Here is a 13,697-nt window from a genome sequence, read left to right as displayed (position 1 = left end):
AAAATAAAATAAGTATGATTACAGGAAAAAACTATATCGGAAATCAACAATCTGCAATGGGGAATAAAACGTATAAAACGTTCAATCCGCAGTTGAATCTTGAAAACGAATGGGATTTTACAGAAGCTACGCCAAAGGAAATTGATGCAGCTATTGCATTGGCTTCCGTAGCATTTGAAACATATAAAACCATCTCTGGGGCAAAAAAGGCGGAATTTCTTAATACTATTGCTGATGAAATATTAGCCTTGGGAGACACGTTGATAGAAACCTATTGTGCCGAATCGGGCTTGCCATCAGGGCGGGCCATAGGCGAACGTGGCAGAACTATGGGGCAATTAAAAGCATTTGCTACAGTATTGACCGAAGGGTCTTGGGTAGAAGCTACTATTGATACCGCCCAGCCAGAACGTGAGCCTATGCCAAAATCTGATCTTCGAAAAATGTTGATTCCAATCGGTCCGGTAGTTGTATTTGGCGCTAGTAATTTTCCGCTTGCGTTTTCAACCGCAGGTGGCGATACGGCTTCAGCATTAGCGTCCGGTTGTCCGGTAATCGTGAAATCGCATCCTATGCATTCGGGCACTGGAGAGTTGGTGGCTTCAGCTATTTTAAAAGCAGCAGAAAAAACCGGCATGCCAAATGGTGTATTTTCTAATCTGAATAGCAGTGGGATCGACGTTGGGCAACAGTTGGTGCAACATCCAAAAGTTAAAGCCGTCGGGTTTACAGGTAGTTTTAAAGGCGGTAAAGCACTATTTGATTTGGCGGCACAACGCGACGAACCTATTCCGGTATTTGCTGAAATGGGGAGTGTGAATCCGGTCGTGCTGCTTCCCGAAGCCTTAAAAACTAAAAGCGAATCTTTAGCTAAAACCTATGCGGGTTCTATAACTGTCGGGACAGGTCAATTTTGTACCAATCCCGGGTTGCTGTTAGGAATTAAAAGTGATGCGCTATCAAATTTTATCCAACAGCTCTCTGGTGAAATTCTAAAAATTGAACCTTCATGTATGTTGCATCCCAACATTTATGACGCTTATAACAAGAACAAAAACACTGCAATTTCTCAAAACGGAATTGATGTGCCTGCCGATTATCCATCGGATACCAAACCAAATTTTGCCAAACAAACGGTAGCCACGGTAGATGGCGCTACTTTTTTAAAGAATGTCACTTTGCATCAAGAAGTATTCGGGCCTTATTCCATTGTTGTGCAATGCGACAATGAGAGTCAATTAGAAGAAGTTATTTTAAAATTGGAAGGTCAACTTACTGGCACTATTATGGCGGATGCGGCTGAAGTTTCAAAGTATCCAGATATTGTTTCAGCCTTGCAAAATAGAGTGGGGCGAATCATCTTCAACGGAGTTCCCACTGGTGTTGAGGTCTGTCCGTCCATGATGCATGGCGGTCCGTTTCCGGCTTCAACTGATAGCAGGTTTACAGCCATTGGTGCACACGCCATAAAACGTTGGGTACGTCCTTTTAGTTACCAAGATTGGCCAAAACAATTGTTGCCAGAAGCCTTAAAGGATGATAATCCGTTGGGGATTATTCGTAATATTGATGGAATTCAAACTCAAGATAAATTATGAAATTACTAAAACCTCTTTTCATTTTAATGCTGTCACTTTTGGTAATGCCTTTAGGCTATTCTCAAAATGCGTCAAGCACATTAGAAGAGTTGATTAAAACGTACGAGCAGCACGAAGGGTACGATAGGAAGCAGTTTCCTTTAGGGTTATATACGGCGGAGTATTTTAAGTCAGAGGCAGATTTCGCTCAGCAAATCTTAACAGAGTTATCTAAAATTGACACCTCACAATTGCCAGAAACACAGCGTATTTCAGCAGAACTCTTGGCGTTTATATTACAAGATCAGATTGATTATTACAAGTTTGAACACTATTTGAATCCGTTACTTTCTGATTCCGGGTTTCATAGTAGTTTAAACTATGGCGTAATTCCGCTATCAAATTACAAACAAGTTAAATCTTATCTTAATAGTCTGAATGCCATTCCGGAGTTTGTCAATCAAAATCTTAAAAACATACGCTTAGGATTGCAAAAGGGCGTATCGCAACCATTAGTGATTTTTAAAGGATACGAATCCACCTATGATGAACATATTGTAGCAGATTATAAAGAAAGTTTTTTCTATTCGCCATTCAAAAACTTACCGAATGATTTAAGTCAAGCCCAAAAGGATTCTGTATTACAAGTGGCTAAACTTGCAATAGAAACAAAGGTAACACCGCAATTTCAACGCATCAAAACGTTTTTTGAAACCGAATACTTTCCAAAAACCAGAACAACTTTAGGAGTTTCTGAAACACCAAACGGCAAGGAATTCTACCAAAATAGAATTAACTATTATACCACAAGTACCCAATACACGGCGGACGCTATTCATCAAATTGGGTTAAAAGAAGTGGCCCGTATCAAATCAGAAATGGAACAGATTATTAAAGAGCTGGATTTCAAAGGAAGCTTCGCCGATTTTCTTCATTTCCTCAGAACTGACAAACAGTTTTATGCTGAAACTCCAGAGCAATTGCTAATGATTGCGCGGGATATGTCTAAACGTGCGGATGCACAACTACCACGGTTTTTCAAAACCTTGCCACGTAAACCTTATGGTGTTGCGCCAGTACCAGATGCTATTGCGCCAAAATATACGGGTGGTCGTTATATCGGAACTTCCAAAGAAAGTACTGAGCCGGGTTATTATTGGGTAAACACTTATGATTTACCGAGTAGAACCTTATATACGTTGCCTTCATTAACAGTACATGAAGCAGTGCCAGGGCATCATTTACAAATGAGTTTAAACAACGAATTGGGCGATAGTATTCCGCAGTTTAGAAAAGATTTATACCTATCAGCTTATGGCGAAGGTTGGGGGTTGTATTCTGAATTTTTAGCTGATGAAATGGGAATGTACACCACGCCTTATGAGCAATTTGGAAAATTAACTTACGAAATGTGGCGTGCCTGCCGATTGGTGGTGGACACAGGAATTCATGCCAAAGGATGGACGCGTGAGCAGGTTATAGACTACATGTCTGCTAACACCGCCTTGTCATTACACGAAATCAATACAGAAACCGATCGTTATATTTCTTGGCCAGGACAAGCGTTGTCCTATAAAATTGGCGAATTGAAAATAAGGGAATTACGCAAAAGAGCTGAGAAGGAACTAGGTTCCAAGTTTGATATCAGAGATTTCCATGAAATTATATTAGAGCAAGGCACGGTCACTTTGTCGATTATGGAGGAGCGTGTTGATAATTACATTCGCAAAGTTAAAAAGCAAATTTGATCACTTCTCAACCTATGTTCCGAGAAACAAGTTGAGAAAAAAACAAAGGTGTTCACATGGCAAATAAAATTATACCATATCGATCAGATTTAAGAGAGCGTTCAAGATGTTTACGCAACAATGCGACGCAATCTGAGGTTTTGCTTTGGAAGAAAATTAAGAATAAGGCTTATAGTGTTCAGTTTCATAGACAAGTGCCAATGTTAGATTATATTGTTGATTTTTATTGTCATGAAATTGGGTTAGCTATTGAAATAGACGGTGGAAGTCATGATCATAAATTTCTATACGACGCAAAAAGACAAGGTCGATTGGAAGACCAAGGAGTGAGATTTGTAAGGTTTTCGGATAAAGAAATAAAACAAGATATGATGAATGTTTTGCTTGTGTTGGAACATGAAATTAATGAATTATTGAGTGAGTAACACCCACCTAAATCCTCCCTCGAGGGAGGACTTTTGATTCGTTAGAGAACAGAAATATACTTAAACTTCATCATTAAGAAGGGTTAGTTAGTTATTGAACATGTATTTATATTGTAAAATTTAATAAGAAGTCACAATCAATTCCCTCCTTGAGGAGGGTTAGGGAGGTGTAAGACACATTTTATGAAACACGAATTCATCTGCATCGACGCGCACACCTGCGGAAACCCAGTCAGAGTTATCAAAGAAGGTGGACCAACACTCATCGGCAATACGATGAGTGAAAAGCGTCAACACTTTTTAAAAGAATATGATTGGATACGAAAAGGTTTAATGTTTGAACCACGAGGTCATGACATGATGAGTGGTTCCATATTGTTTCCACCGCACGATCCGGACAATGATTTTGCTATTTTGTTTATCGAAACGTCGGGTTGCTTGCCGATGTGCGGGCATGGCACTATTGGAACTGTAACTATTGCAATAGAAGAAGGTTTAGTGCAGCCCAAAACGCCAGGCAAAATAAGAATGGAAGCGCCTGCAGGACTGGTAGAAATTGAATATCAGCAAACGGGAACTAAAGTAGATTGGGTGAAACTGACCAATATAAAAAGTTATTTGGCTGCCGAAAATCTAACGGTCGAGTGCCCAGAATTAGGGATGATTACTTTTGATGTGGCCTATGGTGGAAATTATTACGCCATTATCGACTCGCAAGAAAATTTTTCTGGTGTTCAGGATTTTTCTGCGTCAAAACTTATCCAATATTCGCAAGTGGTAAGGCAGCGGATCAATGAAAAATATCCGAATCAATTTATTCATCCGGAGAACGATACCATCCGGGATGTAACCCATATGCTTTGGACGGGAACCCCAATAGATGCGGCTTCGTCAGGTAGAAATGCGGTGTTCTATGGGGATAAAGCCATCGATAGAAGCCCGTGCGGTACTGGAACATCGGCACGTTTGGCGCAACTATACGCAAAAGGAAAGCTCGGCGTAGGTGAAGATTATATTCACGAGAGCTTCATTGGGAGTAAGTTTGTGGGCCGTGTAGAAAAGGAAACCACATTAGGCAGTAACTTAGCCATTATTCCGAGCATTAAAGGCTGGGCTAAAATTTATGGACATAATACAATAACAATAGATTCTGAAGACGATCCGTACGCTTTCGGATTTCAGGTGATTTAAATATTTGAGAATGAAAAAGGTTTATTATGCAGTCCTATTGCTGTTGGTGACAACACAAATTCAGGCGCAAAAATTGACTCAAGAGGATTATAAAAGGGCCGTTAGTTTTATGCCCGATAATTTAACCAACAAAACAGTATTTAACCTCTACACTGATGTGCAGTGGTTTAAAGATAACTCCGGGATTTGGTTTGTTGATCATAGCAAAACAGGAAAAACGTATCAATCTGTGGCTTTCAAAAACTATAAAGTCAACCCTTTATTTGATCACCATAAAGTAGCGCACGGGTTATCGAAAGTTACCGAGAAGGAGGTGGATGCAAATCAAATGGAACTTTCAAAAATTGAAAGAACAAAAACAGATCAGCTCACTTTTAATTTTGAATCCAAAACGTATACGCTCGATCTTAAAACGTATCAAATTCAAGTTGAAACAGCAGAAATAAAGGAAGAAAAGAATCCGTTTGAAACCAAATCGCCAGACGGAAAGTGGATAGCCTTTTCTAAGGATTATAACTTATTCATCAAATCGACCACTACTGACCAGGAATATCAATTGAGTCATGATGGCGTTAAAGATTATGAATACGCCACCTATTACGGTTGGTATGATATTATTGAAGGTAAAAATGGTGAGCGTCCAAAACATTTTAAGGTCAATTGGTCTAAAGATTCAAAATGGATTGCCGCTGATGTTGTCGACTTCAGAACTGCGGAAAAGATGTATTTGTTAGACCACAGTATCGATTCCCTATACCGTCCAAAACTATTGTCCTATTACAGAGGCTCGCCTGGAGACACAACAATGGTGCATGTAAAACCTGTATTTTTTAATGTTGAAAGCAAGCAAGAGGTAAAAACCAACTTGCCAAAAGGTACCCATATCAATTCAGTAGCTATAGAGTGGTTGGAAAAATCAGGGCAGCTATTGGCGGGATATTCAGAGCGAGGGTATCAAAAGGAATTTTTAAAACTTGTGGATCTGAATGCTCAAACAGAAGAAGTTCTTATTGAAGAAACAAGTGAAACCAACATTGACAATTTCTGGTTCAGGTCGTTCAAAGAAAAGCAAAAAGTAATCTTTTTATCTGAGCGTAGTGGTTGGCGACAACTCTATATGGTGGATGTCAAGACCAAGGCAATAACACCCTTGACTAACGGAAATTATTACATCAATTCGGTTGTACATACCGATGAAGATAAGGAGGACATCTATTTTTTGGCTTCAGGAAAAGATGCGAACATGAATCCGTATCGTGAACAACTCTATAAAGTTGATTTTAAGGGAACTATAAAGTTATTGACACCAGAAAATGCACACCATTCCATATCATTTTCAAAAGATGGACAGCATTTTGTAGATAATTATTCCACAGTCAATAGTCCTACACAAACAGTGTTGAGAGCGGCTAAAACCGGGAAAATTGTAGCGAAACTCACATCAGCAGATGTTTCTAATGTGGTGTCTAAGGGATGGCAGGCGCCAGAACCATTTCAACTCATAGGAAAAGATGGCAAAACCACTATCTATGGCGCCATTTGGAAACCTTCCAATTTTGATGCTACAAAATCATATCCAATTATAGACCATAGTTATACGGGACCACATACTCAAGTATTTCCTAAATCTTTCAATAACGCCTTTACAAATCAGTCTTTAGCAGAACTCGGATTTATCGTAATGATGGTTGATGGATTAGGATCCTCCGGTCGTTCAAAAGAATTTCACAACCATTCCTATAAAAATATGGGTAATAATCTTGAAGATCACGTGTTGGCAATTAAATACTTAGGTGAAAAATTTTCATGGGTTGACACCAATCGTGTGGGGATATTTGGGCATTCGGCTGGAGGCTTTGATACAGGAAGAGCCATGTTGGCTTTTCCTGACGTGTACAAAGTTGGGGTGGCGAGTTCCGCAGACCACGATTTTAGAATGGAGAAAGCTTGGTGGCCTGAAATGTATCAAGGTTGGCCTGTTGATTCTACCTATCATGAGGTTTCCAACATCACCAATGCCAAAAACTTAAAAGGAAAATTATTATTAGTGCATGGTGGGATTGATGAGAATGTGAATCCTTCGGCAACGTTTAAATTAGCCGAAGCATTAGTGAATGCCGATAAAGATTTCGATTTGTTGATATTTCCAAGTCAGCGGCATGGGTATCAAGGAAAAGTTAGAAATTACTTCACCAAAAAGAGATGGAATTATTTTGTGGAGCATTTGAAGGGCGAGGAGCCAATCTGGGATTTTAAATGGGAATAAATGAGTAAAGAAGTTATAGTTATTGGTGGCGGAATTATAGGATTAAGTTCTGCATATTACCTTCAAAAGGAAGGGCATCAAGTTACAGTTATCGACCAATCCAATATGGATGCTGGCGCGTCTTATGTCAACGCGGGGTATTTGTCGCCAAGTCACATCATTCCCTTGTCTGCGCCTGGTGTTATGAGAAAAGGTTTGAAATGGATGTTCGATTCAGCAAGTCCGCTTTATATTAAGCCACGTTTGGATCCTGATTTTTTGAAGTGGACCTATGCGTTTAATAAATCCTGCAATCCTAATCATGTTAAAAAAGCCATTCCGGTAATTAGGGAATTGGCGGTTTTGAGCCAGGAATTGTATGCTGATATTAGAGAAAATGAACATTTTACGTCTCATTATCGAAAGGATGGGATATTGATGTTGTGTCAAACCGAAAAATCACTTCAAGAGGAACTGCATACAGCGAAATTAGCAACTGCGGAAGGATTGGAGGTCAATGAGGTCACGCTGGCCGACTTAAAACTATTGGAGCCTAATGTCAATTTAAATGTGATTGGTGGTACTCATTTTAAATGCGATGCACATACCACTCCCAATGAGTTTATGACCGAAATGAAAGCCTATTTAAAATTGAAAGGGGTCGTGTTTTATGCGAATGAAAAAGTTGAGGATTTAGAAGTCAGCAATCAGAAAATAGTAGCGCTTATCACCAAATCACATAGGTTTACTGCAGATGAATTTGTCTTGGCGGCTGGGTCATGGAGTGCATTCTTAAGTAAAAAGTTAGGGATTAACTTATTGTTGCAGGCGGGAAAAGGTTATAGAATTAACACCTCACGTCCTACAGGAATTAAGTTGCCTGCTATTTTAACAGAATCGAAGGTGGCGGTGACGCCGATGAACGGATTTACGCGTTTTGGTGGTACAATGGAAATTGCAGGTATTAATGATAACATCAATAAAACGCGTGTGGATGCCATCGCCAATGCCGTTTCAAAATACTATCCCGATATCGCGTTAACTGAAGATGAAAAAGACGGTGCGGCATCAGGTTTGCGTCCGGTGTCTCCGGATGGGTTGCCGTACATAGGGAAGTCTGCAAAATGCTCTAATTTAATTGTTGCGGCAGGCCATGCCATGATGGGTTGGAGTATGGCTACGGGAACAGGTAAACTGGTAACTGAAATGATTTCTGATAAAACATTGAGTCTTGATGTAAAGATGTTCCATCCAGATCGAAAATTTTAAGTAAGTAAAATGCTGATATAGTGTATTTTGTCGAGTAAATGCGACGTGAATTCGCAATAATCCTTATAGCGTGTCATTGGTCGAAATTATAATGATGTTCTATTATTTTTGTCGAAATTTGAGGTGTTCCTGTTTGATTAATAGCTATTTACAGACTCTAACATTTAAATGATGCTATTATGGATTTACAAATTACTAATCAGAACAACATCTTTCAAGTAGAAGGCACCCTTCACAAAGGCAACATTCATTTATTTAAAAGTGAATTTTCGAATATTTTCGATACTAAAAATTCGTTGATTATAAATATAGAATGCCTGACGAGCATTGATCGTTATGGGGTGAACGCTTTAGCCCAATTACATAATGAATCCTTGAGAAGAGGGAAGGATCTCTCTATAATTGGTATGGGTTGCGACGACTTATATGAGCATTTCAAATCTGAGGAAAACGCCGCTTAATTAACAAGTCATATCCGCAATAATCTTCCATTGCCCATCAATGTATTTAAAAATGATGGTAAATATGCCGTTTGCATTGCCTATGCTGCGTTCTAAATGGAATTCGCCAAAGACGATATAGGAATTATTTTCAATTTTTGAAATATCATTTATTACAAATTTAAGGGTGCCACTCTCAGCTTGGGTAGGGTACCCTTTTTTATAATTGGCCAAAGTTTGGTCCCATCCGGTAGTCAGTCCTTTGCTGCCGTAGAATTTTAGAGAATCATTCTTCCAATAGCCTTGCATAAACCCTTCTAAATCGTGACGATTCCACGCTATCTCCTGATCGGCAAGCACTTTCTTTATGGCCGTTACAGTTTCTGCTTCTGAAGGAGCATGCTGATTTTCAATATGTGGTTTACAGGAAAATGTAAGCAGTATTAGGCAAGCATAGATGAGTTTCATGATAAGAATTTTAGTGAAACTTAAATATACTGACTAATTCTTAAAGTGCGTTTTTCTGATGATTAAAAAATGCATCCGCTTGAAGCTGCATGAGCGCTCTTGCTTTTTTACGTTTGTATTGGTAGAGCTCGTCTTCTTCGGCAATGTCATTATAAACTTTGTTGTTAATAGCCATATCCGTTTGCAAAAGCGTCTTACGTTCATTTACTTTTTGCTCCACCCAAGTTTTAATGGCGGTTTCAGCATCTTCTAATTTATAATCGTATTCTGCTTTAGGCGATAATAATTTGGCGAAAATGGGCGAGGTTTCTATGGCTAGGAACAAAAGAAAAATGAAAAGCGAGGGCAGCAAAGGCAAGGTGTTTAAAGCATTAACCCGAGCCATTAACCCATCAAATCCATCAATAATAGGTTGTGTATTGGCAACTTTGGTGGAATAATCGGTCTGTAATTGTAACAGTTGATTTTCAATACCTGCAATTTTTTCAGTGTTGCTCTGTTTTAACTGTTGTAATTCGGCCAATGCAGCATCATGCTTATCACGTTTTTCTTTGTAAACAGGGCCTTTTCCTAAACGTTGTGTGCCAGCAGTGCCTTCTGCTTCAGAAATGTACGTGCTATAGAGTGCATTTACATCTGCTTCTTTGGTCTCAATTTGCGATTGTAACGCGATAATATCATTCTGCAAAGCTGTCTGAGCGGGCGTAAATTGTTGTGCGATTTGATCTTTATTGGCGAGTGTCAAATCGTTCTTTTGTTCTAACAACACTTGATTGATTTCCTTTTCAAAGATTTTCAATTCTAAAGGTTTAGAAATGACTACTGCAATAATAATGGCTAAAATGAGTCGCGGTGCCGCCTGAATCAATTCGTCAGTAAAACGACCCTTTTTTTTTATGGTAGAAACAATAAAACGATCGAGATTAAAAATGAGCAGACCCCAAATTAAGCCAAAGCCTATGGAAATATAGGGGTTGTCAAATACAGTAAAGAGGGCATAACTGGCCGCAATGGTAGCCATAAGTGCGGTAAAGAAAACGGTAGCGCCAATACCTGCATATTTATTTTGTTCGCCGTTGGAACAATGGTCCAGAATATCAGTATCTGAGCCGGAGCACAGAATGAAGAAATTTTTTAACATAAGATGATTCGATTTTTGATTGATCCTTCGTCTACGCTCAGGACAGGTTGATTATTAGAACGTTATGGTTGGTGATTTGTTACAAATTATTTCCAAAAAAAACACCTCAATGTTTTTTGATTCATTGAGGTGTAGGAGATTTAAAAAGTTATGTAAACTATTTTGCAGGTTGTAAAGTACTTAATACATGTTTAAATTTAAGTATGTTTTCATTCAAGTCGGAACTTTTACAAGTGATTACATATTTGAATTTACTCATTAATGAATCATTTAATAAAACTGGTTTATTGTAATTAAATTCTACGGATACCATAGTCTCAGGTTGGTTTTCTGAAAAAATCTTCATCAATCCATCAAAGTCAAAAGATTTTAATTCCTCTAATGTATCAGCATCGACTACTAAGTTGGTTACAGCGGAATGTATTGTATAGTTTTTACCCGGAGACACCTTGTATGAATTGGTGTTTTTAGTTTTAATAGGGTCTTTCGTGATATGCACTAGTGGTTTGTTGGTATCTGATTGCGTTGTTGAGATATTGAGTGATTGGTCTTTTCTCAACATTGCAATGGCCTCGTCAGACGTTATCGATTTGCCTTCATAGAAAAATTGTGCATCTTTCTTCGCCATATTGCTGGCGTGAACTAACGGAGAAGCTGGAGGTGGCGGAGGTGGCGGGAGGTGAACATCGGTATCCTGAATAACTAATACCTCTATTTCCTTTCCGTCCTCAGTTTTGTGCTTATAGGTATACTGGTGTTGCTCCATATGTTTTTCTACCGACTTTTCAACAGCCTTTTCATGAGCTTTTATTTGTTCTCTGGTTGGATTTGGTGGTAATGGTGGCGGTGGTGGTTGGCGCATAGCTTGTTTCGCAATAGGAGCGGCTGGTGGCGGTGGTGGCGGTGGGAAATTAGGTAAAGTCTCGGCGTTTGCCTTTTGCTCAGCACTCAGTTTATCATAGAGCACTTTAATTCGTGTCATATCTTTTAGCTTTATAACGCGGTTGTCGTCTGATTGGGTGTTGTAGTGTTTCGCTAACTTATTATATTCGGCTACTTCTTCAGGCGTTGCTTTTTTCTGATCCGTCTCTTGTGAAGTATCTTGGAGATAAACTTCCTTGACAATTTCTTTTTTCTCACTAAACCCATAAAGTGTTAGTGCCAATAATGGTAAAAGTACCAGGCTTTTTGACCATACTTTTTGTTTTGTGGTGTGTGTTTTCATGACTGTAAATCGTTTTTTGACCTGTCCGAATGAATTGAAAAGCGTGATTCGTTTTCCAAACACCTTAAGGCGGATTGATGAATAATTGATGGCGTTTGCCATTCCGATTGGTTCTGTAGCATTTGATGAGAATGCCAATAAAATGTGTTGGTAATTTACGGCGTTGACGCCTTTGTTTAATACGGCCCGATCCGCTAAGAACTCGTGGTTCATTTTTATGGAATGCTTGGCAAAGAAAATAATTGGGTTAAACCAGAAGATCACTTGTAATAATTCTACAAACAATAAATCAATACTGTGCTTTTGGATGGCATGGGCTTCTTCGTGCCAAAAGACTTCCTGTGGTATTTCCTTATTTTCAAATTTCTGTTTGTTCAAAAAAATGTATTTAAAAAAGGTGTGTGGTGTGATCATGTCCGATAATAGCACATGAACAATATGATTTGATTTTTTCTTAGGATTCCGGTTGATTTTGAAAATTATCTGATAAAGATTCCGCAAAAATTTCGTTCCGAATAACACTAAGCCCAATCCGTAAATACTCCATAAAATCAAAGGAAGGTAGTTTGTCTGTTCTATTTGTGGAGCGTTTTCAACATAATGCACTGTTGCTTCATTGGTTCCGGGGATAGTGAAGACCTCAATGGTTTGCGTAAAGGTTACCAATGGAATGGTGAAAGCAAGCACTAATGCGCCTAATAAATAGTAGCGTTTAAAAACATGCATATTTTCTTTCTCTAAGACATACTTATAGAAGACCATAAAGATGGCCAAACATGCGGCGGATTTTAGGAGATAGACTAACATGTTACTTTTTTTTGATTTCGCTGTCTATGAGTGCTTTTAAATCTTCCAGTTCTTCTTTTGTAAGATTGGTTTCCTTCGTAAAAAATGATGCAAATTGCGAAGCGCTGTCATTAAAAAAACTTTTGATCAGGCCGTTTACATGTTTGCTGAAATAGTCCTTCTTTTTAACCAATGGAAAATATTCTCTCGACTTTCCATAAAGTTTGTAACCCACAAACTGTTTGTCATGCATTCGCTTTAATAATGTTGCCACCGTGGTTGGTGCTGGCTTTGGATCAGGATACGCTTCAAGGAGGTCTTTCATAAAGGCTTTTTCCAATTTCCAAAGATGATTCATCAAGTCTTCTTCTGTTTTTGTGAGTTGCATTGTTCTACATGTTTAGAGTGTGTTCTACAAATATAGAATAAAAAATGATACGACCAAATTATTTTTTGATTTTAATTGGTTAGAAAGTCTATATTTGAGGTGTTTAACACCTATAGGAGTCGGTTCCAACTTGAATACATATGAAAAAATTAATCTTGATTATTGCATTAATTTGTTTTAATAATCACAGCAATGCGCAAATTGGTAACTATCCTGAGGGAATTTATATGGATCTTCAAGAGGTGTTGGACAAAGCGCCCTCCAAAACTGCTCATGTAGAATTAGAGCACAGAACCCCAGGGAAAATAAAAATGAATGGGGGTAACGATTACCAAATTAATGCCCTTGATAAGGATGTGAAAAGGTCCTACTTTTTAAAAGAGGTTTTTGCGTACTCTGACGGAACTGACCTTTATATGAATTGTTTTAAGTACGAGCTACAATATTGGTATAGTAAAGTAGAGGGTGAGAATGAGAACTTCTTCTTTTTCAAAGCGGGAATTCCGATGAATCCAAAAAAGTTCGGACTTGAAAATTCTGATGTCTCCTATATGTTTGGGGGAATCGTTGGCGCGTTCGGTGCAGCCAAAAGAGCCCTTATTCGATTGCCTTATGTGTTGGATAAGCATACGAAAGCGCCCATATTAGTATCTCAAAAAAATATTAGAGACTATATAGGTGGTTCCCCTGGATTAGTTGAGGCTTATAATAATGAGACGGAAAAGGATGCTATTGAAGTCCTTTCCAAGTACCTCCTAATGTGGATAAATGAGCACTAGTGGTGTTATTAGTTA

At 38.6% G+C, this 13,697-nt stretch carries 12 protein-coding genes; 8 read left to right on the top strand and 4 right to left on the bottom strand.

From position 1 onward, the window contains the following. Positions 1-14: 14 nt before the first annotated feature. The 7 genes from Q0947_RS13955 (at position 15) to Q0947_RS13925 (ending at position 8,916) form a co-directional block, all read left to right on the top strand. On the top strand, positions 15-1,598 hold the full coding sequence (locus Q0947_RS13955; RefSeq protein WP_299398947.1) for an aldehyde dehydrogenase (NADP(+)): 1,584 nt from the start codon (positions 15-17) through the stop codon (positions 1,596-1,598). Beyond that, entirely contained in the window at positions 1,595-3,325 is a 1,731-nt protein-coding gene (locus tag Q0947_RS13950; RefSeq protein WP_299398943.1) for a DUF885 family protein, read from the top strand. The genes Q0947_RS13955 and Q0947_RS13950 overlap by 4 nt, the downstream gene beginning before the upstream one ends. 56 nt (positions 3,326-3,381) lie before the next feature. Further along, on the top strand, positions 3,382-3,750 hold the full coding sequence (locus Q0947_RS13945) for an endonuclease domain-containing protein (RefSeq protein WP_299398939.1): 369 nt from the start codon (positions 3,382-3,384) through the stop codon (positions 3,748-3,750). Positions 3,751-3,933: 183 nt separating this feature from the next. Further along, complete coding sequence (locus Q0947_RS13940; protein ID WP_299398935.1) at positions 3,934-4,941, top strand: 4-hydroxyproline epimerase; 1,008 nt, start codon at positions 3,934-3,936, stop codon at positions 4,939-4,941. A gap of 10 nt (positions 4,942-4,951) precedes the next feature. Beyond that, positions 4,952-7,207, top strand: coding sequence for a prolyl oligopeptidase family serine peptidase (locus Q0947_RS13935; protein ID WP_299398930.1), 2,256 nt, complete (start codon positions 4,952-4,954; stop codon positions 7,205-7,207). Beyond that, positions 7,208-8,455, top strand: a complete 1,248-nt coding sequence (locus Q0947_RS13930) for an FAD-dependent oxidoreductase (protein ID WP_299398927.1) — start codon at positions 7,208-7,210, stop codon at positions 8,453-8,455. A 179-nt stretch (positions 8,456-8,634) separates the two neighbouring features. Then, on the top strand, positions 8,635-8,916 hold the full coding sequence (locus Q0947_RS13925; protein WP_299398923.1) for an STAS domain-containing protein: 282 nt from the start codon (positions 8,635-8,637) through the stop codon (positions 8,914-8,916). Here Q0947_RS13925 and Q0947_RS13920 read toward each other — a convergent pair whose 3' ends face one another. The 4 genes from Q0947_RS13920 to Q0947_RS13905 all read right to left on the bottom strand — a co-directional run bounded on the left by Q0947_RS13920 (position 8,917) and on the right by Q0947_RS13905 (position 12,903). Next, complete coding sequence (locus Q0947_RS13920; protein ID WP_299398919.1) at positions 8,917-9,363, bottom strand: nuclear transport factor 2 family protein; 447 nt, start codon at positions 9,361-9,363, stop codon at positions 8,917-8,919. A 40-nt stretch (positions 9,364-9,403) separates the two neighbouring features. Next, the gene (locus tag Q0947_RS13915) at positions 9,404-10,504 is read right to left on the bottom strand and encodes a DUF4407 domain-containing protein (protein WP_299398916.1); all 1,101 of its coding nucleotides are present in this window, start codon (positions 10,502-10,504) and stop codon (positions 9,404-9,406) included. Between the two features lie 157 nt (positions 10,505-10,661). Next, positions 10,662-12,536, bottom strand: a complete 1,875-nt coding sequence (locus Q0947_RS13910) for a M56 family metallopeptidase (RefSeq protein ID WP_299398913.1) — start codon at positions 12,534-12,536, stop codon at positions 10,662-10,664. Position 12,537: 1 nt separating this feature from the next. Then, positions 12,538-12,903 carry a BlaI/MecI/CopY family transcriptional regulator gene (locus Q0947_RS13905; protein WP_299398908.1) on the bottom strand — a complete coding sequence of 122 codons (366 nt, stop codon included), beginning with the start codon at positions 12,901-12,903 and terminating at the stop codon, positions 12,538-12,540. 140 nt (positions 12,904-13,043) lie between these two features. Between Q0947_RS13905 and Q0947_RS13900 the strand changes: the two genes are divergently transcribed. Continuing rightward, entirely contained in the window at positions 13,044-13,682 is a 639-nt protein-coding gene (locus Q0947_RS13900) for a DUF6563 family protein (protein WP_299398903.1), read from the top strand. Positions 13,683-13,697: the final 15 nt, after the last annotated feature.

The organism is uncultured Gelidibacter sp. (genome assembly GCF_947500795.1).
Classification (GTDB): domain Bacteria; phylum Bacteroidota; class Bacteroidia; order Flavobacteriales; family Flavobacteriaceae; genus Gelidibacter.
The sequence above is the reverse complement of the archived record's forward strand: the minus strand, read 5'-3'. Positions and strand labels throughout refer to the sequence as shown.

Coding starts and splice junctions, on each gene's coding strand:
- Q0947_RS13955 (WP_299398947.1), top strand. CDS start 15: ATGATTACAGGAAAAAACTATATCGGAAATCAACAATCTGCAATGGGG.
- Q0947_RS13950 (WP_299398943.1), top strand. CDS start 1,595: ATGAAATTACTAAAACCTCTTTTCATTTTAATGCTGTCACTTTTGGTA.
- Q0947_RS13945 (WP_299398939.1), top strand. CDS start 3,382: ATGGCAAATAAAATTATACCATATCGATCAGATTTAAGAGAGCGTTCA.
- Q0947_RS13940 (WP_299398935.1), top strand. CDS start 3,934: ATGAAACACGAATTCATCTGCATCGACGCGCACACCTGCGGAAACCCA.
- Q0947_RS13935 (WP_299398930.1), top strand. CDS start 4,952: ATGAAAAAGGTTTATTATGCAGTCCTATTGCTGTTGGTGACAACACAA.
- Q0947_RS13930 (WP_299398927.1), top strand. CDS start 7,208: ATGAGTAAAGAAGTTATAGTTATTGGTGGCGGAATTATAGGATTAAGT.
- Q0947_RS13925 (WP_299398923.1), top strand. CDS start 8,635: ATGGATTTACAAATTACTAATCAGAACAACATCTTTCAAGTAGAAGGC.
- Q0947_RS13920 (WP_299398919.1), bottom strand. CDS start 9,363: ATGAAACTCATCTATGCTTGCCTAATACTGCTTACATTTTCCTGTAAA.
- Q0947_RS13915 (WP_299398916.1), bottom strand. CDS start 10,504: ATGTTAAAAAATTTCTTCATTCTGTGCTCCGGCTCAGATACTGATATT.
- Q0947_RS13910 (WP_299398913.1), bottom strand. CDS start 12,536: ATGTTAGTCTATCTCCTAAAATCCGCCGCATGTTTGGCCATCTTTATG.
- Q0947_RS13905 (WP_299398908.1), bottom strand. CDS start 12,903: ATGCAACTCACAAAAACAGAAGAAGACTTGATGAATCATCTTTGGAAA.
- Q0947_RS13900 (WP_299398903.1), top strand. CDS start 13,044: ATGAAAAAATTAATCTTGATTATTGCATTAATTTGTTTTAATAATCAC.